We start from the raw sequence: 18,750 nt of genomic DNA on the forward strand, positions 1-18,750 counted from the left end.
TCCCTCGCAACCAATTGCGGTCGGCATGACTAGACCGAGCGAACAACCGGGGCCGACCTTCCCTGGCCATTCTGTGCGGCTTGATTGAAGTCTTGCGCGGCTTTGCGTGCGAGTATCCTGACCAACGCGCAAATCCGGTTTCGATGAGGTGGACAACGTCAGCTCGTTGGGCCCTTCGAATCCCATATCGATTGGTTCGGCTCCTGCTTTTATGGATCTTTTGATCGCGTGCCCGAACGCTGCGCGTATGATTGCTTCCTCCGTGCCTTTAACGCTCGAACTGATGAACCGTAGCAGCTTGCGTCGAGTGACTGGCTTGCCAGTTCGGCGAAATGCAGCCGCTGTCGATATTGGCCAAGCAAGAGCCGCCGGAGCATTGATTGATCGCTCGCGATGGGCTGGTTATTCAAAATACGGACAGCGCCGAAAAATCGCGGCCGCGCCAAAAGCAAAACGTTTGGAGCGCGAGGTTGCTTGAGGATGCTTCAAATAGCGTGGCGTCGCGGTCCGGCCAAAACTAGAGCATCGAGAGCACGACGATCCCGTCTTCGATCTCCCCCGAGGCGAGGCGCGTCCGCGCCATCTGCTCCAGCTCCGTCCGGTACTTATGAAGATAACTAAGGGCTTGCTTGTCCGTCTGAAATGTCGTTGTGAGCCGGCACATCTGTCGAGCTGCGCCGAGCGCAAGAGAGAACGTTATTGTTCCGTCGCCGTGTGACTTGGCTCTCCGCACGATCTGCATTCTCCGGCTTGATGAGGCTTGGTCCTCGGCGCAATCATCGACCGCTGCCGAAGTTGACTATCGCGGCAACTTCCTGGTGCGCTTCTTTGGCGGAGGCGCCGGCAATGGTGCCAGACCCGTTGCAGCAGCGGCGGCTTCCCTGGTCTCGCGGAGCTCTCGAAGTCGCGCCATGTTCTTGCGAGCCTCGACGGCCCGCCTTCCGACATCTGCCATCGCGCGCGCTCCTTCTTCAGCAGCCAATCGCTTTCGGTTGGCACGCGCCATGCTTTCGGGTGATAATTCTGCCGGCCTCTTGACGCTCATGCTCACCACCGCTCAACAGGCAAAACCCGCTCAATCCGGAGATCGAGCGGGCAGCATGGTCGTTTCAGTACATCCGTGAAACGACACAACGAAACTCACGCCAGCGAGAGGCTTTCGGCGCTGACCTTGCCCCGCATCTTGTCGGTCTTGACCTCGTAGTGGACCTTTTGACCCTCCGCGAGACTCGAAAGGCCGGCCCGTTCGACTGCGCTGATGTGCACGAACACATCGCTACTGCCGTCTTCCGGCTGGATAAAACCGAAGCCCTTTTGGCTATTGAACCACTTAACAGTACCTGTCGTCATCTTGATCTCCAAAGCGCACGAGCACGAACCGCGTGACAATCACGCGATGATTTCAACTTCGTCGATGTCTTTGGAAAAGGGGCCCGCGGGCGCGTTCAACAAGGCACACGGCTAATCGAATAGTTTCCACATATACACACTATGTGCAGGACCTACAAGGGAAAGGGCTGATTTGTTCCAGTGCGGGGCCGCTGCTGATCGAGGGCATCGAACGGGCTCGCCGAGGGAGCTAATCAATTGACACGGCCGTGCGGTGGTGATCCCGTCATTCTACCGGCCGTATCGGCATGGCGAGCAGACCGGCTTGTTCGAAGCCGGCGAAGAATTACGCCGTTACTCTCATCCTCACATTCGTGAACCTCCCCTGCGCGAAGGCTGGGTGCAGGACCGTTCCAGTTCGCAGCTACCGAGGAGTTTTGATGCACGTCCTTGTTCGCGACAACAACATCGACCAGGCACTTCGAGTCCTGAAGAAGAAGATGCAGCGCGAAGGCGTCTTCCGGGAGATGAAGCAACGCCGCGCCTATGAGAAGCCTTCGGAAAGAAAGACGCGAGAAAGATCGGAGGCCATTCGCCGGGCCCGCAAGCTCGCTCGCAAGCAGGCGATCCGCGAAGGGTTGCTACCGGCGCCTCCGAAAAAGAAGCTTCCAGAGCGCAAGCCGCCTTTGCCGCAGGTCACTGTCACCTAGCAAGGATATCGGCCGGTTTGATTTGGCTGAGGTCAAACGACGGGTCCGAATGTCGCGTGAGACTTATCGAAGCCGGATGGTCTCATCGAGAGGCAGAGCTCCCAATTCGCTCAGTTGGATTGTGGCAACTGGATATGCCTAGGAATCGGATGGGTTAGGGCGCATATTGAGGAAATGAAAACCTATTTCACGCCCCGTTTGCTGGAGGTCACCGTGACGCCTCAGCAGCCCACGCGCTGGAAATGGCACGTTTCCGAAGCAAATGTTGAGCTGGCCTGCGGGTACGCGACCAGCCGAGAAACGGCGCAGATTGAGGGTGATGACGCTCTATTCGCTATGCTCTCTGTAGGCGCCCTCAAATGACTCCTGGGCGTCCAGGACCGCAACCTCGCCAGGTCGATTGAAAAGGCAGGCATTGCGAGGGAGCAGAAGTCTGACCGCGTCAATACGAGGAACGAAATCCGCATACCATCTGTTGCCGCCGAAAGGAAATGCGGATGACCCGCTACTACTTCGACATCAGAGACGACAACGGGATTTATCCCGATGAGGAAGGGATGGAGCTTGCAACGCAGCGTGAAGCTGAAGTCGAGGCAGCGGAATCGCTGGCGGGCCTAGCGCGTGACCTTGCCACCCTGGACGATCGACCGGACCTCTCGGTTGAGGTGAGAACCGTCGTTGGACGCCTATTCCAAGCCGCTCTCATTTTCGACAGAAACGAGACGAAACGGTGAGGGCGCAGCAATGGCCGTCTCGCTCTTGGTCTCTCAGCCTCGTCGCGATCGCCTTCTCGTGTGAAGTGTACCGCTAGTTTGATATCCGCCGCTCCGCCATGAGCCATCGATGGACAATCTGCCATTTGTCCTCGGCGCCTGACCGAAAGTCTAGCAATGTCGGCTCGCGCCTGGCTTTGATCTCGAGGAAAAATCGCCGCGCGTCGCGTGCGCAGACTCGTCCATCAAACGGCTGCGTCTTGACCCAGTGGTCCCATTCGCGAACGATCGCCTGCCTGGCTTCGCGATGATGCGACGTCATCCAGCGGGCCTTGTTGGCGGTTTGACGGGACTCTGGGATTCTCGCGCCAATCGCTCGGCTTTGAGACGCTCGCGGTTGGCTTGGAACGCCTTGTCGGCTTTGGCTTGCTCGCTCGGAGCGACTTCCACTTTTCGGAACAGCTTGTTGGCCTCTCGCGCCGCGGCGGTTGTATTCTGGCGGCCGAAGGTTCGGTCTTTGATCATCCCTGGCACTCGATCCTCCCTAAGCTATGAGATGGGTCTCGGGAGACGCGACTTCGGCTTAGACCCCGGTGTGTTCGTCCGTCACCGGCGGCGGCCTCACGATTCATATTCTCGCTTCGCCTTCGTTAAACGTTCCGGCGTCGCTCCGGTTCCTGGCGACAACGCTTCCGTGCTGAAGTTGCTAGAACAGGTTCTCCGTCGCCTTGTCGAGCCGTCTTAAGGAGCCGCCGGTTTCGTTGAGGTGACCCACCAGTTCACCGGAGAGCCGATAAATCCTGCTGCCCTTCAGATCGTAAAGCTTCCGACCCTTGAGGTCGAAAATGGCGGAATCGATCACCACGGCGACGTGTACGCCATCACTGTTGACTACGTCGCCTTTCAAGCGTGATCTCCCTTGTTTTCGCGACCGTGGCCGGCTCCCTCACTGCTTCCTGAAGTCGATGCTTCTCAGGATGATCCCGGCGGGCACACCTTCGAACTCGCCCGCCATGTATTTGACGGTGGCGCGGGCTTCAATGCGCGCTCGGAGTCGCATGAACTGTGCTTCGCGCTCGCTCGATGGTGCGCGTCCCGCACCTTCCAGCTCATCCATCGCGGAGGTCGAGATCGCGCAGGGGACGACCTTTTCGCCGTCGCGCATCGAGAACTGGACGATCATGCGGTCGTACTCGAAACTGGTGAAACAGGCTTGTTCAAGTGCCATGCGACTAATCCGTTGCCGTTGGCCGAAGCCGGCACAGCTTCAGCCCTGCCCATCGAGCCGGGCAAAATCCGCCAGAATCGCCGCGACGAGATCGCGATGCCTTGTGTCGTCAGGCAACAGGCTCGCGGCGTAGATGTTCAGCACGTAGCGTGCCTTGGCGGCCGCTTCCGGCCATGAGGTCGCGGCGACCGACAGCAGTTCGCTTTCCAGCACGCTTTGCCGTTCGCGCAGCTCCCGCGCACGGCTCTCGACATCCGTCATTGCGCGGCGGATTTCCGTCGCTTTCTGCGCTGCAATCCCGCGATGTTTATCCAGATCGAGCGGTTCGTCACTCATCTGGCGTGCTCGCGTCGATCCGTTGTGCATCCGCCAGGTCGACCGGACCGATGGAAAACATCTCCATCCTGGCGCCGTGCGAGGCTGCCGGCACGATCATCATGGTCGCAACGCGGCGATAGGACGCGAAGGAAAGCCCTTCGATCATCTCCTCGTCAGTGATGACCTCGTAGCGTCCGGCAGGCAGAGGGTGATCGATGCCTCTGATTTGGAACGAATGCTTGAAGGTGACGACTTCCCGTCGTGAGCGAGTTTTCATGTGCACCCGCCCTTTGCCAATGCTCGGGCGCCGATGCCGGCTCACCCATAAGCCACCATGCGCTCTTTCGGCGGCACTAGCTACCGCTTTCTCGTGGCCCGATGTCGCGGCCGGAACGCCTCAAAACACTCGCTATTCCGCTGGCGGACGCGTAATGTGCGCCATCACCGTCCATTCTCGGCATCCATCGGTGACTGAGAGTTAAGTGCGCTCCCGCCAAAGACGAGGAGCGTCCATTGTCACGGTTTCGCCTGGTCGACTGGATTGTGCCGCCGGTGGTCATCCACTGGCTCTCCTGCTTTTGATCGCTGTGATAGCTCTATTGTAAGTGTATCGTGCGGTGGTCGACCTCTTGCGCCGAGCGAGAGGCGGATATGGGGTCTCACTGGAAACGTCTAATCTCAAAGGTGAACGTTGCCCGTAACACCGGTCCATCTTCGTCGCGAACGTTGATTGCAACACGGCGTGCTGGACCGCCGACAGTACAGCGTCGAACTCCATCCTTGGCCAAGAGTGCCAGCGCCAAGGTTGCTTCGTGCTGCATAGCCTCCAGCGAAACGAGATCTATCCCCTGTTCGTCGGGATCATCTCATCACCTTCGCGCTGATCGAAAAAGTACCTACGCATGCAATTGCTCCCGATTAAGGCGGGAGCGCTGTAGCGTCTCTCTGTCACCGCAAAATGCCCAGACCGGATCGGTGATGGTGCCAAGCTAGCCGACTTCCAAACGCTCCTCAATCTTACACCATGGGTCAGTTCGATTGTGAGGTTTGGGCTGGTATGTTGACCGGCCACGGCGCACACTCGATGGATGAAAAACCGCATCGGTTGGACGACTTGCCTCTCCATTGGCGGCGCATACGCAGTGGCCGAACGCCTTGAGGGTGGCATAGTCGGCAATGGACTCATCACCTTCGCCACCAAGACGGAGGCGCAGGAATTCATTGATTCTGGTCAGGCCGATGAGCTGGGGTCACGTGGTTCTGTCCCGAAAAGCCGAGAATGACCCTGCGCGACAAATGGACCGTAGACCTTGAGTGTCCCCGTTGTGGGAGGCTCGACGTGGCGCGACTCTCACAAGCGGATGGCTACGCCTATGTGAGGGGAGACACCGCTACCCGCGCCGATCATGTGCCGGTCGGCTTTGCCTGCATTGATCCGGAGACCAGCAGCTTTCAGTGTTCGAAATGTCAGGTGCTAATACCGTGATGCTGCTCCCGCGAATGAGCGAAAGTGGGGCATGACTATTCTTCGCGAATTGCACACTGCGGAGGAGGGTTTCGTCGGGATCGCCGTCGCGCTGACCGGCGGTGACGGGGCATGCCAAATCGTGCTTCGCACAGGGCCAATCGTCGAGGACTTTATCCGATAAGCAGTGGAAGTAGCCAACCGTCGCAATCCCTCTCGGGCAGTTCGTCCCAGAATTCCGCAACGTTCGACTAACGCTAGCGCAGTTTCAAGTCACACCGGTCTGCAAACGGAAGCGCCGTGTGAAGACCACCCTCCGGAAACCATGGGCGCGCTGACCCTGCGAAAGGCGACCAGTTGAAGGCGGGTTCGCCAATTGTGTGCCGGAGCGAGGAAAGTGCGCGTCGAACTGCCCAAAGGCTTGCCATGAGCAAGGCAGGCTTCTCGACAAGCTCGGATACCGAGACGGGCGACTACGACGACCAGCCGACTGTGTTCTTTCGAGCGGGTAGACGTTTGGCCTTTGCCTTCGGAGGCAACTCTAAGCGACCGCCTGAAATAGCAATTTGAGATGGTTGCACGTCCCCGCAACCAAAATTGGTAGCAAGCCCCGGCAATCTCGATTGATTGCCGGGGCTTGCTTTTTGCGGCCAGGTCGCCCCAACGGCATCACCCCACCGTCCGACGCGACAACATGTCCTGGAGGATTTCCTCGATCGAACGTGGCGACATGTCCAGCTGGGCAAATCCAGGCATGTCTGGTGACGACACGGTGTCGATCTGCATCAGCTCCACCTGGTTACGAGCAAGTGGTGGGTCGGGGAGCATCTCGGAGACCCATGCCAGCGCGTGCCAGACGACAAACGGTATAGGAATCAGGCGAGGTGTGAGGCCAGCTTGACGCGCAATCGCTCTGAGCAGTTCCTCGTAGGAGTACGGCGTCGGGCCGCCGAACTCAAAGACCGTCGGGTGGGGCTCGGCTCGCTCTACGATCCGGGCAACCGCTTCCGCAACGTCTTCCACATAGACCGGTCGCAATCTGGTCCGGCCGCGGCCGAACATCGGATAGATCGGAAGCCGACGAAGGAGCGTGAGGACGGTGCTGAGAAACGCGTCGTTCGGTCCGAACATCACGGCCGGGCGGACGAGACATGCATCGGCGAATTCAGCGCGGACTGCCCGTTCGCCTTCGCCGCGCTTTCGGACGTAGCGGGATGGCGAGGCGGCATCGGCGCCGATCCCCGAAACATGAACAAGTCGTTTGACTCCGGCCCGGCGGGCCTGAGCCGCGACCCGTCGAGCCGCCTCGACGTGAACGGAATGAAAAGTCTCCGGTCCGCGCTCGCGATAGAGGCTGACGGCGTTGACAACGCCGTAGGCGCCGGCCAGCGCATCCGCGACGGATTGCTCGTCATGAATGTCGGCCCTGACGGATTGAAGATGCGGATCCTCGGGACCTGACGGCCCGTGTGCCCTGTCCGGATGCCTGGATGCGATCCGGACGGGAAATTCGCGATGGCGCAGATGGCGAACGATGCGGTTGCCGAGAAAGCCGGTTCCGCCGAACACCGTGATGGTGCGACCCTTCGTGGCTGCTCCGCTAACGCTCGCGACTCCACGGGAAGAGAGAGGCCGGGAAATCTGCCGCGTAGCGGTGACCGATCGGCGGGCGAGGCTCCTCCTGCGGAGGATTTTGGTCTGGCTCCACCACTTTCCGGTAGAGATGCCAGCTAGCGTGACCGAGCACCGGGAGAACGACGCAGAGACCGATGAAGAACGGCAGTGAGCCGACCGCAAGCAGTACCGCAACGATCAAGCCCCATGAAGCCATCTCAATTGGATTCATCTTCACTGCCCGTATCGAGGTGCGGATCGCATCGATCGCTGTCGCATGCTGGTCCAGCATCAGCGGGAACGAGACAACGCTGATGCACAGGGCTACCACCGCGAACAGGAATCCGACGCCGCATCCGACGATGATGAGGGTCCAGCCCTCGGGCGCCGTCAGCACGCGCTCCGCGAAATCGGGGATGCTCGCAGCCGGCGCATAGCCGAAGGTTGCGGTGTAGATAGCGTCCGCGGCGGCGATCCAGACCCCGAACAGAACGAACAGCAGAACGCCAAGTTCGAGCATGGCGCCGAACGACGGCGCGCGCAGCACCTGGATTGCATCCCAGGCGCCCGGGTCCTCTCCGCGCTCGCGGCGGCGGCTCAGTTCATAGAGGCCGAGCGCAGCGAAGGGACCGATCAGGGTAAAGCCGGCCGCGAGCGGAAAGAGCAGCGGCAGCACCGAGTAGCCAATGACAAGTCTGAACAGGAGAAGTCCAAGGACCGGATACATCACGCACAGGACGATTGCGTGGGTCGGGATGGCCTTGAAGTCTTCCCAGCCGAGGCGCAGCGCGTTGCCCAAGTCGGAAAGGCTGATCTTGCGAACGACAAAGACGGTAGAGACGCCAAACAATTGCAGTTTGGGTCTTGCGAAGACTGTGGTCATGGTTCCGGTCTCCTTGCTCCTGGCCGCGGAGCGGAGCGCCCTCAAAACGCACGCATCCGCCTCATGCGCGAAAATCGCGACTGAGTCCGGCAAATCAGGTTCAACGAGAAGGAGCTTGCCGGACGACATCTGCCGCAACCGGTACGGTCAAGTTAGTCCGATGCGCGGGAGAAGCAAGAGAACGATGCGGTCCGCGAAATTCGTACCCTTGCATCGGCGATTTTGCAACGCACCATCGCAGGGTCGTGCCGAATGGCGTTCGCCGACGCGCCAACGCATGCGCCCCAACACGCGCCGGACAAGGGGTGCAATCTACTCCTCTATTGACGCCGCGCCCGACGGGGACCATGTTTAAACCACTGAACGCCCCCAGCTCCGATGAGACTGCGGTCGTGATGCTGGTTCTATGTCATGTCCCAGCGACGCGACCGGCAGAATGGGCGAGGCAAGAGGCGCGGTGATGGTGAACGTGACGCCATCCCTTTGACGTGAGCTCCGCCCTTTCGTTCGTCTCCGTAGCCTTCAATGGCAAGGAGGGATGAGGGATGGCTGTAGCAATCATACTGCTCCTCGTTGCGATCGCCTCGGTGCTGTTTCACCTCTTCAGCCCGTGGTGGTGGACGCCGCTCGCCTCGAACTGGAGCTACATCGACGACACCATCACTCTGACATTCTGGATCACCGGGGCGGTCTTCGTCGCGGTCGTCGCGTTCATGGCCTATTGCGTCCTCCGCTTTCACCACAAGGAGGGGCGGCGGGCCGCCTACAATCCCGAAAACAAGCGGCTCGAATGGTGGCTCAGCGTCGGGACCGCGATCGGCGTCGCGGCGATGCTGGCACCCGGACTGGTCGTGTGGCACCAGTTCGTTACCGTTCCCGCCGATGCGACCGATGTCGAGGTCATGGGGCAGCAGTGGCAATGGAGCTACCGGCTCCCCGGCAAGGACGGCCGCCTTGGGATCTCCGATGCCCGCCTGGTCAGTCCCGACAATCCGATGGGGTTGAACCCCGACGATCCGAACGGAAAAGACGATATCGTTATTCAGAACGACGACCTGCATCTTCCGGTCGGCAAACCGGTGAAGATCCTGCTCCGCTCGATCGACGTCCTGCATGATTTCTATGTGCCCGAGTTCCGGGCGAAGATGGACATGATCCCGGGCTCGGTCACCTATTACTGGTTCACGCCGACCCGCACCGGAACGTTCGAGGTTCTGTGTGCAGAACTCTGCGGCGCGGCGCACGCGCAAATGCGTAGCAAGGTCATCGTCGAGGAAGACAAGGAATATCACGCCTGGCTGGAGAGGCAGCGGACGTTCGCCGAGCTGTCGAGCCAGCGCGGCGTCGCGAAGGTGAACTACAAGACAGGCAGCGAATGACAATACCGACGAGGAGGTGCCATCCGACGTGAGGCGAACTCCTCGCCGAGCAAAGGACCAAGGAGGGTATTCCGATGGTCGATGTCCCGTTTGACACAGTCGCAGGCGTCCCGCCCGCCGAAGTGGGCGAGGTCGATCTCTATCATCCGAAGAGCTGGTGGACGAGGTACGTCTTTTCGCAGGACGCCAAGGTTATCGCCATCCAGTACTCGATCACGGCGATGTCGATCGGAATGGTCGCGCTGGTGCTGTCTTGGCTGATGCGGCTGCAACTGGGATTTCCCGGCACGTTCTCCTTCATCGATCCCAACCAATATCTCCAGTTCATCACCATGCACGGCATGATCATGGTGATCTACCTGCTTACCGCATTGTTCCTTGGCGGCTTCGGCAACTACCTGATCCCGCTCATGGTCGGCGCGAGGGACATGGTGTTCCCCTATGTGAACATGCTGAGCTACTGGGTCTACCTGCTCGCGGTCGTGGTGCTGGTCTCGACCTTCTTCGTGCCCGGCGGACCGACCGGCGCCGGCTGGACGCTGTACCCGCCGCAAGCGATTCTCTCCGGCACGCCGGGGCAGGATTGGGGCATCATTCTCATGCTGGCCTCCCTGATCCTGTTCATCATCGGCTTCACCATGGGCGGGCTCAACTATGTGGTGACGGTGCTGCAGGCGCGCACGCGCGGCATGACGTTGATGCGGCTGCCCCTGACGGTGTGGGGCATCTTCACGGCGACGGTCATGGCGCTGCTGGCCTTCCCGGCGCTGCTCGTCGCCTCGGTGATGCTGCTGCTCGACCGGCTCCTGGGGACCAGCTTCTTCATGCCCACGTTGGTCGAGATGGGCCAGCTGACGAAGTATGGCGGCGGCAGCCCGATCCTGTTCCAGCATCTGTTCTGGTTCTTCGGCCACCCCGAAGTCTATATCGTCGCCTTGCCGGCCTTCGGCATTATCTCCGATCTGATCAGCGTCCACGCGCGGAAGAACATCTTCGGCTATCGCATGATGGTCTGGGCCATCGTGGCGATCGGCGCTCTCAGCTTCGTCGTTTGGGCGCACCACATGTATGTGAGCGGCATGCACCCGTATTTCGGGTTCTTCTTCGCCACCACCACGCTCATCATTGCGATTCCGACCGCGATCAAGGTTTACAACTGGGTGCTGACCCTGTGGCGCGGCGACATTCATCTTACGATCCCGATGCTGTTCGCGCTTGCGTTCATCGTCACGTTCGTGAACGGCGGACTGACCGGACTATTCCTCGGCAACGTGGTCGTGGACGTTCCGCTGTCCGATACGATGTTCGTGGTCGCCCACTTTCACATGGTGATGGGCATTGCGCCGATCATGGCCGTGTTTGGCGGGATCTATCATTGGTATCCGAAGATCACCGGACGAATGCTCAATGAGGTGCTTGGACGATTCCACTTCTGGGTTTCGTTCCTCGGGGCCTACGCGATCTTCTTTCCCATGCATTATCTGGGGCTCTTGGGCATGCCTCGCCGCTATCACGATATCGGCGAAACGGCCTTCGTCCCGGCATCCGCCCATGACCTCAATGCGTTCATGAGCGTGGCGGCCCTGATTGTCGGCTTCGCTCAACTGGTGTTCCTGTTCAACCTGGTCTGGAGCCTGTTCAAGGGCAAGGAGGCCGGCGGCAATCCGTGGGGCGCCGCGTCGCTGGAATGGCAAACACCAGAAACCCCGCCCGGGCATGGTAACTGGGGCAAGGATCTCCCGATCGTCTATCGCTGGGCCTACGACTACAGCGTACCCGGCGCCGCCAGGGATTTCGTCCCGCAGAATGAGCCGCCGGCCGGGTTGCTGGCGCAGGGGGCCGGTCCATGAGCGCCATTATCCTGTTCATGGCTGGAATAGCAGCAATTGCGGGATGGTGGCTCTCGCAACAGCGGCTGGCGGCCAAGCCGTGGCTGGAGGAGGGCGTGCTCGTCGATCTTCGCGAGCAGAGCGGTTCGTCGCCACCGACGGCGAAGATCGGACTAGGCGTGTTTCTCGCGGTCGTCGGCTCGCTGTTCGCACTCTTCATCAGTGCTTACTCCATGCGCATGACTATGGTCGACTGGCGGGCGCTGCCGGTGCCGGCGCTGCTGTGGTTCAACACAGGCGTGCTGGTGTTGAGCAGCGTTGCGCTGCAATGGGCGTACACGGCCGCGCGGCGCGACGACATCGACGGTGTGATTCTTGGTCTGCTCAGCGGGGGGGCGTCCGCCGTTACGTTCCTGATCGGCCAGCTTCTGGCGTGGCGACAGTTGGCCGGCGCCGGCTATTTCGTGGCGTCCAACCCGGCCAATTCCTTTTTCTACCTGATCACCGCGGTGCACGGGCTGCATCTGATGGGCGGTTTGGTGGCCTTGGGCAGAACGACCTCCAAGGTGTGGCTTAGCGCCGAGGTGATCAGGGTGCGGCTGAGCGTGGAACTCTGCGCCATCTACTGGCATTTCCTGCTGTTGGTCTGGCTGGTTTTGCTTGGTCTTCTGACCGGCTGGACTGACGGCTTCGTCGACATCTGTCGCCAATTGCTCACCTAGGAAGGGGCAGAACAAGATGGCAGAGACGGCGCTGACAAACACGATAGAACCGCCTGCACGCCCCGGAGGCTGGCGCGGCATCGCCGCTGACTGGTCCTCGGATCAGCGCGCCTTCAAGAACGTTTCCTGGGGGAAGGCCATGATGTGGATCTTCCTCCTCAGCGACACCTTCATCTTCAGCTGCTTCCTGCTGTCGTACATGACCGCGCGAATGTCCACGACCGTGCCGTGGCCCAATCCCAGCGAGGTCTTCGCCCTCACGATCGGGGATAAGAGGATCCCGCTTATCCTGATCGCTATCATGACCTTCATCCTGATCAGCAGCAGCGGGACGATGGCGATGGCCGTCAACTTCGGTTATCGCCGCGATCGCGTTAAAACTGCAGCCTTGATGCTGGCCACAGCGGCATTCGGCGCAACGTTCGTCGGAATGCAGGCCTTCGAATGGACCAAGCTGATCCTGGAGGGCGTCCGGCCCTGGGGCAATCCCTGGGGGGCGGCGCAGTTTGGTGCAAGCTTCTTCATGATCACCGGCTTCCATGGCACCCACGTGACGATCGGCGTGATTTTCCTGATCGCCATTGCGCGAAAGGTCTTGCGGGGAGACTTCGATGTCGAACGGCGCGGCTTCTTCACAAGCCGGAAAGGGCATTACGAGATCGTCGAGATCACCGGCCTGTACTGGCACTTCGTCGATCTCGTATGGGTGTTCATCTTTGCGCTTTTTTATCTCTGGTGAGGTCGCAGCATGACAAACGTCGCGGTACATCTGGAAGCGCAGCAACACTCGCTGCAAGCTCACGTGCATGACGCGCTCGCATCAGGAACCGTGCACACAACGGGCCAGCAGCATCCGATCAAGCTTTATCTCGTGGTCTGGGGATGGTTGTTCGTTCTCAGCACCTGCTCCTATCTCGTCGACTACTTTGGCCTCCATGGTCATCTCCGATGGTCGCTGATCCTGCTGTTCATGGTGTTGAAGGCTGGCCTAATCGTCGCTGTCTTCATGCATATGGCCTGGGAGCGGCTGGCTCTGGCCTACGCGATCCTGCTTCCGCCGGTGTTGGTGCTGGTATTCGTGGCGATCATGATGTTCGAATCCGACTACACGCATCTGCTCCGGGTCATATTCTTCGCTCCGGCGACGTAGCTACGTAAGCGTGGAGGTTTTTGGATGCAGTTTGCCGTTGGGTTCAAACTGAACGGGAAGGGAGACCACGTCGTCCTGGACGGACAAGACGCGCTCGCCGCGGCGCTGAAGGTGAAGGCAGAGCTTCCGGAAGCCGTCATTATGTATGTGCGCCCACAAAACCGGCGTGGCGACGCCCGTCATCCGTCACATGGGCTCGCCGACGACGTTGTTCGATGAGAGGCCGAAGAGCGGAGTTCTTTCGCCCGGTTAGCCGCGCCTAATCGCGCCAGATCGGAACAATCAGCGAATGTCGGTATCGGTGGTTGCGCCTCCCCGCAACCAAATCTCTCGACCGGCAGAGATGAAAAAGCCCGCTTTACGGCGGGCTTTTTCATGCTCGGATTCTTGCTGCTCAATCCCGGATCACAGTGACGAGGCGTTGCCGGCTGCTTCCGCCGACACATCGTCGGCATTCGGGTCGGCGGCGGCCGTGGCCCAGGCGAGCTCGACGAGAGTAACGGTTCGGCGGCCGGTGCCGTCGAGCTGGCAGACGATCAGGCCTTGTTCCTCGATGTAGGTCAAAAGATGCCGCGCGCGCGCAGCGAGTGCGTGCCATAGGCGCGGGCGATCGCCGCATCGCTCGGGCAGGGCCAGCCTTCCTTCGCCGCGCGGGCGATCATCATGAAGACGCCTTGCATGTCCTCGGGCAGCAGGGCGGCACGCGGCGAGACATCCTGCCACACGTCGTCCACGGCCATGTCGGTGCCGAGCCCGGCGCGGGCGCGCGTCAGCATGCGGCGGAAATCGGTCAGCTCGGGCACCACGGCGCCGAGACCCTCGATGCGGCAGCGGACCACGAACTCCTGATAGAGCACGCCGATGGCGCGGAAGCCCGCGTCGGGCTCGGCGAGGATGGCGCGCAGGATGCGATCCAGCCGCTCACGCCGCTCGGCCAATTGCTCGGCGCTTGGCGGCGGCTCCGCGGTTTCAGGCTCCGGCTCCGGTGCTGGTGACTTGGCGGCCATCAATTGGCTGAGCAGGTCCGGCGCCGGCGCGCGGCGCGGCGGCCGCACGGTTTCGGGCGGCGGAGCTGCGAGGATGATGGCGCGTGCGTCCTCCAGGGCCGCTTCGGGCAGCGGCATCAGCCGCGGCGCCGCGTTGCGCGGTTGGGTGTCCGTTGGACCGATGCGCAAGCCCAGCGGGCGGCGCGAGAGCGCGGGCCCCAGCGCCATGAATTGCCCGCGCTCGAGGTCGCGGAAGGCTTCCGCCTGGCGCCGCTCCATGCCGAGCAGGTCGGCGGCGCGCGCCATGTCGATATCGAGGAAGGTCCGGCCCATCAGGAAGTTCGACGCTTCGGCCGCGACATTCTTGGCGAGCTTCGCCAGCCGCTGGGTCGCGATGATCCCGGCAAGGCCGCGCTTGCGGCCGCGGCACATCAGATTGGTCATCGCGCCGAGCGAGAGCTTGCGCGCTTCGTCGGTGACCTCGCCTGCAACCGCCGGTGCGAACAGCTGCGCCTCGTCCACCACCACCAGCATCGGGTACCAGTGATCGCGCGGGACCTCGAACATTCCGCCGAGGAAAGCCGCCGCCCGCCGCATCTGGTTCTCGGCGTCGAGCCCTTCGAGATTGAGCACCGTGGAAACGCGGTGGATGCGCACGCGCTCGCCGGCGACCTGCAAACTGCGCTCGGTATGGTCCTCGGCATCGATCACGAGGTGGCCGAATCGCTCGGCCAGGGTGACGAAGTCACCCTCGGGATCGAGGATGGTCTGCTGCACCCACGGGGCGCTCTGTTCCAAGAGCCGGCGCAGCAGATGCGATTTGCCGGAACCCGAATTGCCCTGCACCAGGAGGCGCGTGGCCAATAGCTCCTCGAGGTCGATGGCCGCCGAAGTGCCGGCCGTCGTCTGTCCCATCTCGATCGCTACGGTCATGTCCCGACTCAAATTGTCCTTGCGGAGACGCGGCTTAACAAGCCGATCGCGCCCCGTCGAGCGAACCGCGGCATCATCCCCAGGCAGGCCGCAGTGACAGGGATGTGAATGGCGCCGCCATTCTCATGCCGGATACCTCCATCCCGTTTGCCGGAGATGTCTCCTCGCGCAAACCTCGTCATAGTCCGCGCACAAAAGAAACATGCGAGGAAACATGACTGAGAGCATCGTTGATGCCGTTGCGCCGTCGGTCGCGGCGCCTGGTGCGGTGTCGCCGCGAAAAGTGTTTTGGGCGACCTGGTTCGGCTGGATGCTCGATGGCTTCGATTCCTCGATGTACGCCTACATCCTGGTCAGCGCGCTGAGCGAGCTGTTGCCCGCCAGCGGCATCGAGCCGAGCAAGGCCAATATCGGCATCTATGGCGGCCTGCTGTTCTCGATCTTCATGCTCGGCTGGGCCTGCTCGATGGTCTGGGGCTGGGCCGCGGACCGTTATGGGCGGGTCCGGATCATGTGCTGGACGGTGCTGGTCTACTCGCTGTTCACCGCGTTGTGCGGGCTTGCAACCGGAATCGTGATGTTTGCCTTGTTTCGCTTCATTGCCGGCTTCGGCATTGGTGGCGAATGGGCCGCAGGCACGCCGCTGCTGCAGGAATCCGTGCCCGAGAATACCCGAGTGCGGCTCGCGGGATGGCTGCACACGGCAACGCCGACCGGGCTGTTCCTCGCCGCCGCCGTCACGCTCGCGATCGGCAGCACGCTCGGCTGGCGCGGCATGTTCCTGCTCGGCATTCTGCCGGCGCTCCTGATTGCGTATCTGCGCAGCAACATTCCCGAGCCCGAGAGCAGCGCGCGGCGCGAGCCGCCTTCGGTCTCGGCGCTGTTTGCCGGCGATCAGGCGCGCACCACCTGGGCCGCCGCGCTGATGATGGCCTGCATCATCTTCGGCCTGTGGTCGTCGAACTTCTGGGCGCCCACCGTGATTGCAACCAAATTGGTTGCAGCGGGCGCGACGCCGGCGCATGCGCAGGAGATGGGCGCGGTGGCCGGCCTGATCACCAACGTCGGCACGCTGATCGGCTGCCTCCTTGTACCATCGCTCACCACTTGGCTCGGCAGCCGGCGCCGCACCGCGGTGCTGTTCTTCATCGGCGGGCTGATCTCCGTCGTGGTCTGCTACGAAGTCGCGATCGAATGGCTCGATAATCTGACGCTGTTCATGGTGCTGCTGCCGGTGCTCGGCTTCTTCACCAACGGCGTGTTCGGCCTGTTCACGATCTGGCTGCCGGAGATGTTTCCGTCCACGCTGCGCGGAACTGGCTCCGGCTTCGCTTTCAGCATGGGCCGCGTGCTCGGCGCGGCCGGCCCGTCGCTGATCGGTGCGCTCGCCGCCCGCACCGGGAGCTTTCCGCTGGCGATCTCGATGCTGTCGCTGATCTATGTGATCGGCCTGCCGCTGATCAAGCTGGCGCCGGAGACCGCAGGAAAGCCGCTCGCGAAATAGCGAACGCACACGACTTGCGTGGGCCGGTCAGATCGCGACCTTGATCCTGCGGTTCTGGCGGCCCTTGTTGTCGATCTTGACGATCCGCGCGGGGCGGGACTGCCCGGTCGACGCCAGATGGGTGCCGCCGCAGGCCTGCCGGTCGAGACCGAGGATCTCGACGATCCGGACGAGGCCATCCTCGCCGACCGGCGGAGCGACGGCCTTGCTGCGAAACAAACCGGGAATAGCTTGCGCCTCGGCGTGCGGCATGAAGGCGGCACTCACCGCAAGGTCCTGCCGGATGATGTCGTTCAGCGGCGCCTCGAGCGCCCGCAGTGCCTCATTGTCGGCGCCGGGCAGATCGAAATCGACGCGGAATGTGCCGTCGGCATTGAGTTGCGCGCCGGTCAGCAGCGCGCCGCCGAACTGCGTATAGACCAGCGCGTTGATGACATGGGCGAGCGTGTGCAGTTCGCACATCATCGCACGAAATGTCGGCTCGACTTCGAGCATGACCTTGCCGGAGATCAGGCTCTCGCCCGGGACCATGTGCCAGAGGCCGCGTTCGTCACGCTCAAGCCCGGTCACCGGCAGCTCGCCGCCGGACCATTTCAGAGTGCCACGATCGGCAAGCTGGCCGCCGCCGCCCGGAAAGAACGGCGAGTGTTCGAGCAGAATTGCTCCGGGCCGCGCGTCGATCGCGTCGGTTTCGAGCTGAAGGATGTCGGGATGGTCATGAGTGAAGGCGCGGGACATCCCAACACTCTAGCGCATGCGCATCACCGTTGACCATCTACGCCGGCCGGCTATTCCGCCGGCTTTGCGGCCACCGGCGCATCCGCAGCTACCGGTTTCTTTGCGGGCGCCTTGTCGACCTTCTTCGACCAGGAGCGGTAATAGGCGAGCAGGGTCATCAGCACGATGCCGACGAAACTGACCACGATCTGCATCCAGAGACTGCCGGAGACCTCGACCAGCACCACATGGGCGACCACGGCGAGGAAGACGCCCGAGCAGAACACCTCGAGCGACTGCTGGCCGCATTTGATGATCGGCTGGAACACCGGCCATTCATATCCGGGCCATTCGCGCGGCAGGAAGCGTGTGACGAAGAAGGCGAGGACCACGAAGTGCAGCACGCGATAGGGCGCGAGGTTGGTCTTGTCGTTCGGATTGAAGGCGTCATAGAGCCAGGGCGGCATCGCCTGACCCAGCTCCGGGAAGCGACCCGCCAGCGTCATCACCAGCGCGAACAACAGATAGGCGCCGCCGAGCCAAAGGAAGGTGCGCGAGCGGATGAAGTTGATCGACTCGCCTGCACCGCCGAGCGCGAACCAGCCGCCGAACACGAACAGGAACTGCCAGCAGAACGGATTGAAGTACCATGTGCCGGACGGATAGGCCGGCAGGTTCCAGCCGAAATGGCGTGCTGCCAGATACAGCAGGAACGAGGCCAGCAGCGTCAGATTGAGCTTCCGCAGCATCGCCCACAGCACCAGCGGATAGACCAGCATCAGCGCGATGTAGAGCGGGAGCACGTCCATGTTGACCGGCTTGAACGCCAGGATCAGGCCCTGATAGAGCGTCTCCGCCGGGTTCTGCATGAAGCCCGCGACGTTGAACTCGTTCTGCAGGTTTGGGTCGTGATAGCGCTGGGAGAGGTAGCCGATCTCGGCGATGTAGATCACGAACAGCAGGACATGCGCGACATAGATCTGCCAGGCCCGCTTGATCAGGCGGGTGGCGCCGATCACGGTGCCGCGCTCGAGCATCATGCGCGCATAGACGAAGGATGCGGTGTAGCCGGAGATGAACACGAACAGATCGGCCGCGTCGCTGAAGCCGAAATTCTTCTGCGTGATCCAGTTCACCGCGTTGTTCGGGATGTGGTCGAGATAGATCGCCCAGTTGGCGAAGCCGCGCAGCAGGTCGAGCCGATAGTCGCGGCCACGCGGCGGCAGAACAGCCTTGACGTCCATCGGTTCGCTCCCATCCCCAGTGCCCG

General features: G+C 61.6%; 24 protein-coding genes and 1 pseudogene. 12 read left to right on the forward strand and 13 right to left on the reverse strand.

The features are described 5' to 3' along the window. Positions 1–148 precede the first annotated feature (148 nt). On the forward strand, positions 149–478 hold the full coding sequence (locus tag H8A95_RS10050) for a hypothetical protein (RefSeq protein WP_229183027.1): 330 nt from the start codon (positions 149–151) through the stop codon (positions 476–478). 321 nt (positions 479–799) lie between these two features. On the opposite strand, the gene H8A95_RS10055 is transcribed toward H8A95_RS10050, so the two are convergent. Together H8A95_RS10055 and H8A95_RS10060 are read right to left on the reverse strand one after the other, a co-directional pair. Further along, positions 800–1,045 carry a transcriptional regulator gene (locus H8A95_RS10055; RefSeq protein ID WP_229183028.1) on the reverse strand — a complete coding sequence of 82 codons (246 nt, stop codon included), beginning with the start codon at positions 1,043–1,045 and terminating at the stop codon, positions 800–802. 95 nt (positions 1,046–1,140) lie between these two features. After that, entirely contained in the window at positions 1,141–1,350 is a 210-nt protein-coding gene (locus tag H8A95_RS10060; protein ID WP_229183029.1) for a cold-shock protein, read from the reverse strand. 419 nt (positions 1,351–1,769) lie between these two features. Between H8A95_RS10060 and rpsU the strand changes: the two genes are divergently transcribed. From rpsU to H8A95_RS10075, 3 genes are all read left to right on the forward strand, one after another. Then, positions 1,770–2,039, forward strand: coding sequence for a 30S ribosomal protein S21 (rpsU, locus tag H8A95_RS10065; protein WP_018269030.1), 270 nt, complete (start codon positions 1,770–1,772; stop codon positions 2,037–2,039). A 174-nt stretch (positions 2,040–2,213) separates the two neighbouring features. Beyond that, positions 2,214–2,402 carry a hypothetical protein gene (locus H8A95_RS10070; protein WP_229183030.1) on the forward strand — a complete coding sequence of 63 codons (189 nt, stop codon included), beginning with the start codon at positions 2,214–2,216 and terminating at the stop codon, positions 2,400–2,402. 134 nt (positions 2,403–2,536) lie between these two features. Continuing rightward, positions 2,537–2,773 (forward strand): DUF6894 family protein, encoded by a 237-nt coding sequence (locus H8A95_RS10075; RefSeq protein WP_229183031.1) that lies wholly within the window; start codon positions 2,537–2,539, stop codon positions 2,771–2,773. A gap of 297 nt (positions 2,774–3,070) precedes the next feature. On the opposite strand, the gene H8A95_RS10080 is transcribed toward H8A95_RS10075, so the two are convergent. The 6 genes from H8A95_RS10080 to H8A95_RS44415 all read right to left on the reverse strand — a co-directional run bounded on the left by H8A95_RS10080 (position 3,071) and on the right by H8A95_RS44415 (position 5,119). After that, on the reverse strand, positions 3,071–3,277 hold the full coding sequence (locus tag H8A95_RS10080) for a hypothetical protein (protein WP_229183032.1): 207 nt from the start codon (positions 3,275–3,277) through the stop codon (positions 3,071–3,073). Between the two features lie 181 nt (positions 3,278–3,458). Continuing rightward, positions 3,459–3,659: a hypothetical protein gene (locus H8A95_RS10085; RefSeq protein WP_229183033.1), complete on the reverse strand. Its 201-nt coding sequence runs from the start codon at positions 3,657–3,659 to the stop codon at positions 3,459–3,461. Between the two features lie 39 nt (positions 3,660–3,698). Continuing rightward, positions 3,699–3,980 carry a DUF1488 family protein gene (locus H8A95_RS10090; protein WP_229183034.1) on the reverse strand — a complete coding sequence of 94 codons (282 nt, stop codon included), beginning with the start codon at positions 3,978–3,980 and terminating at the stop codon, positions 3,699–3,701. Positions 3,981–4,019: 39 nt separating this feature from the next. After that, on the reverse strand, positions 4,020–4,316 hold the full coding sequence (locus H8A95_RS10095) for a hypothetical protein (RefSeq protein WP_229183035.1): 297 nt from the start codon (positions 4,314–4,316) through the stop codon (positions 4,020–4,022). Next, the gene (locus H8A95_RS10100) at positions 4,309–4,575 is read right to left on the reverse strand and encodes a hypothetical protein (RefSeq protein ID WP_229183064.1); all 267 of its coding nucleotides are present in this window, start codon (positions 4,573–4,575) and stop codon (positions 4,309–4,311) included. The genes H8A95_RS10095 and H8A95_RS10100 overlap by 8 nt, the downstream gene beginning before the upstream one ends. 382 nt (positions 4,576–4,957) lie before the next feature. Then, positions 4,958–5,119, reverse strand: coding sequence for a hypothetical protein (locus tag H8A95_RS44415; protein WP_420839365.1), 162 nt, complete (start codon positions 5,117–5,119; stop codon positions 4,958–4,960). A 267-nt stretch (positions 5,120–5,386) separates the two neighbouring features. Here H8A95_RS44415 and H8A95_RS10105 point away from each other — a divergent pair, with 267 nt between their 5' ends. Next, the gene (locus H8A95_RS10105; protein WP_229183036.1) at positions 5,387–5,581 is read left to right on the forward strand and encodes a hypothetical protein; all 195 of its coding nucleotides are present in this window, start codon (positions 5,387–5,389) and stop codon (positions 5,579–5,581) included. 851 nt (positions 5,582–6,432) lie between these two features. Here the strand turns inward: H8A95_RS10105 and H8A95_RS10110 are convergent. After that, a complete protein-coding gene (locus tag H8A95_RS10110; protein ID WP_229183037.1) occupies positions 6,433–7,332 on the reverse strand; it encodes a complex I NDUFA9 subunit family protein in 900 nt (299 codons plus the stop codon). A 31-nt stretch (positions 7,333–7,363) separates the two neighbouring features. After that, the gene (locus H8A95_RS10115) at positions 7,364–8,260 is read right to left on the reverse strand and encodes a DUF2189 domain-containing protein (protein WP_229183038.1); all 897 of its coding nucleotides are present in this window, start codon (positions 8,258–8,260) and stop codon (positions 7,364–7,366) included. 545 nt (positions 8,261–8,805) lie between these two features. On the opposite strand from H8A95_RS10115, the gene coxB reads away from it, so the two are divergent. The 6 genes from coxB to H8A95_RS10145 all read left to right on the forward strand — a co-directional run bounded on the left by coxB (position 8,806) and on the right by H8A95_RS10145 (position 13,559). Then, positions 8,806–9,639: a cytochrome c oxidase subunit II gene (gene coxB / locus H8A95_RS10120; protein ID WP_229183039.1), complete on the forward strand. Its 834-nt coding sequence runs from the start codon at positions 8,806–8,808 to the stop codon at positions 9,637–9,639. A gap of 74 nt (positions 9,640–9,713) precedes the next feature. Beyond that, positions 9,714–11,489, forward strand: a complete 1,776-nt coding sequence (ctaD, locus tag H8A95_RS10125; protein WP_229183040.1) for a cytochrome c oxidase subunit I — start codon at positions 9,714–9,716, stop codon at positions 11,487–11,489. Next, a complete protein-coding gene (locus H8A95_RS10130) occupies positions 11,486–12,190 on the forward strand; it encodes a cytochrome c oxidase subunit 3 (protein WP_229183041.1) in 705 nt (234 codons plus the stop codon). The genes ctaD and H8A95_RS10130 overlap by 4 nt, the downstream gene beginning before the upstream one ends. 16 nt (positions 12,191–12,206) lie before the next feature. Then, complete coding sequence (locus tag H8A95_RS10135) at positions 12,207–12,929, forward strand: heme-copper oxidase subunit III family protein (RefSeq protein ID WP_229183042.1); 723 nt, start codon at positions 12,207–12,209, stop codon at positions 12,927–12,929. A gap of 9 nt (positions 12,930–12,938) precedes the next feature. Next, entirely contained in the window at positions 12,939–13,340 is a 402-nt protein-coding gene (locus H8A95_RS10140) for a cytochrome C oxidase subunit IV family protein (RefSeq protein WP_229183043.1), read from the forward strand. Between the two features lie 24 nt (positions 13,341–13,364). Further along, the gene (locus H8A95_RS10145) at positions 13,365–13,559 is read left to right on the forward strand and encodes a hypothetical protein (protein ID WP_229183044.1); all 195 of its coding nucleotides are present in this window, start codon (positions 13,365–13,367) and stop codon (positions 13,557–13,559) included. Positions 13,560–13,745: 186 nt separating this feature from the next. Here H8A95_RS10145 and H8A95_RS10150 read toward each other — a convergent pair. Then, a pseudogene (locus H8A95_RS10150) lies at positions 13,746–15,259 on the reverse strand (helicase HerA domain-containing protein). A gap of 214 nt (positions 15,260–15,473) precedes the next feature. On the opposite strand from H8A95_RS10150, the gene H8A95_RS10155 reads away from it, so the two are divergent. Beyond that, a complete protein-coding gene (locus H8A95_RS10155; protein ID WP_229183045.1) occupies positions 15,474–16,763 on the forward strand; it encodes an MFS transporter in 1,290 nt (429 codons plus the stop codon). A 27-nt stretch (positions 16,764–16,790) separates the two neighbouring features. On the opposite strand, the gene H8A95_RS10160 is transcribed toward H8A95_RS10155, so the two are convergent. Then, the gene (locus H8A95_RS10160) at positions 16,791–17,501 is read right to left on the reverse strand and encodes an alanyl-tRNA editing protein (protein WP_229183046.1); all 711 of its coding nucleotides are present in this window, start codon (positions 17,499–17,501) and stop codon (positions 16,791–16,793) included. A 50-nt stretch (positions 17,502–17,551) separates the two neighbouring features. Continuing rightward, on the reverse strand, positions 17,552–18,724 hold the full coding sequence (locus H8A95_RS10165) for an OpgC domain-containing protein (RefSeq protein ID WP_229183047.1): 1,173 nt from the start codon (positions 18,722–18,724) through the stop codon (positions 17,552–17,554). Positions 18,725–18,750 lie beyond the last annotated feature (26 nt).

Source organism: Bradyrhizobium oropedii (genome assembly GCF_020889685.1).
GTDB lineage: Bacteria > Pseudomonadota > Alphaproteobacteria > Rhizobiales > Xanthobacteraceae > Bradyrhizobium > Bradyrhizobium oropedii.

Bases quoted from the DNA above. Each gene is read 5' to 3' on its own strand.
- H8A95_RS10070 (WP_229183030.1), top strand. From the start codon at position 2,214: ATGAAAACCTATTTCACGCCCCGTTTGCTGGAGGTCACCGTGACGCCT.
- H8A95_RS44415 (WP_420839365.1), bottom strand. From the start codon at position 5,119: ATGCAGCACGAAGCAACCTTGGCGCTGGCACTCTTGGCCAAGGATGGA.
- H8A95_RS10080 (WP_229183032.1), bottom strand. From the start codon at position 3,277: ATGATCAAAGACCGAACCTTCGGCCGCCAGAATACAACCGCCGCGGCG.
- H8A95_RS10165 (WP_229183047.1), bottom strand. From the start codon at position 18,724: ATGGACGTCAAGGCTGTTCTGCCGCCGCGTGGCCGCGACTATCGGCTC.
- ctaD (WP_229183040.1), top strand. From the start codon at position 9,714: ATGGTCGATGTCCCGTTTGACACAGTCGCAGGCGTCCCGCCCGCCGAA.
- H8A95_RS10155 (WP_229183045.1), top strand. From the start codon at position 15,474: ATGACTGAGAGCATCGTTGATGCCGTTGCGCCGTCGGTCGCGGCGCCT.
- H8A95_RS10095 (WP_229183035.1), bottom strand. From the start codon at position 4,316: ATGAGTGACGAACCGCTCGATCTGGATAAACATCGCGGGATTGCAGCG.
- rpsU (WP_018269030.1), top strand. From the start codon at position 1,770: ATGCACGTCCTTGTTCGCGACAACAACATCGACCAGGCACTTCGAGTC.
- H8A95_RS10145 (WP_229183044.1), top strand. From the start codon at position 13,365: ATGCAGTTTGCCGTTGGGTTCAAACTGAACGGGAAGGGAGACCACGTC.
- H8A95_RS10115 (WP_229183038.1), bottom strand. From the start codon at position 8,260: ATGACCACAGTCTTCGCAAGACCCAAACTGCAATTGTTTGGCGTCTCT.
- H8A95_RS10090 (WP_229183034.1), bottom strand. From the start codon at position 3,980: ATGGCACTTGAACAAGCCTGTTTCACCAGTTTCGAGTACGACCGCATG.
- coxB (WP_229183039.1), top strand. From the start codon at position 8,806: ATGGCTGTAGCAATCATACTGCTCCTCGTTGCGATCGCCTCGGTGCTG.
- H8A95_RS10140 (WP_229183043.1), top strand. From the start codon at position 12,939: ATGACAAACGTCGCGGTACATCTGGAAGCGCAGCAACACTCGCTGCAA.
- H8A95_RS10075 (WP_229183031.1), top strand. From the start codon at position 2,537: ATGACCCGCTACTACTTCGACATCAGAGACGACAACGGGATTTATCCC.
- H8A95_RS10060 (WP_229183029.1), bottom strand. From the start codon at position 1,350: ATGACGACAGGTACTGTTAAGTGGTTCAATAGCCAAAAGGGCTTCGGT.
- H8A95_RS10160 (WP_229183046.1), bottom strand. From the start codon at position 17,501: ATGTCCCGCGCCTTCACTCATGACCATCCCGACATCCTTCAGCTCGAA.
- H8A95_RS10105 (WP_229183036.1), top strand. From the start codon at position 5,387: ATGAAAAACCGCATCGGTTGGACGACTTGCCTCTCCATTGGCGGCGCA.
- H8A95_RS10130 (WP_229183041.1), top strand. From the start codon at position 11,486: ATGAGCGCCATTATCCTGTTCATGGCTGGAATAGCAGCAATTGCGGGA.
- H8A95_RS10100 (WP_229183064.1), bottom strand. From the start codon at position 4,575: ATGAAAACTCGCTCACGACGGGAAGTCGTCACCTTCAAGCATTCGTTC.
- H8A95_RS10055 (WP_229183028.1), bottom strand. From the start codon at position 1,045: ATGAGCGTCAAGAGGCCGGCAGAATTATCACCCGAAAGCATGGCGCGT.
- H8A95_RS10135 (WP_229183042.1), top strand. From the start codon at position 12,207: ATGGCAGAGACGGCGCTGACAAACACGATAGAACCGCCTGCACGCCCC.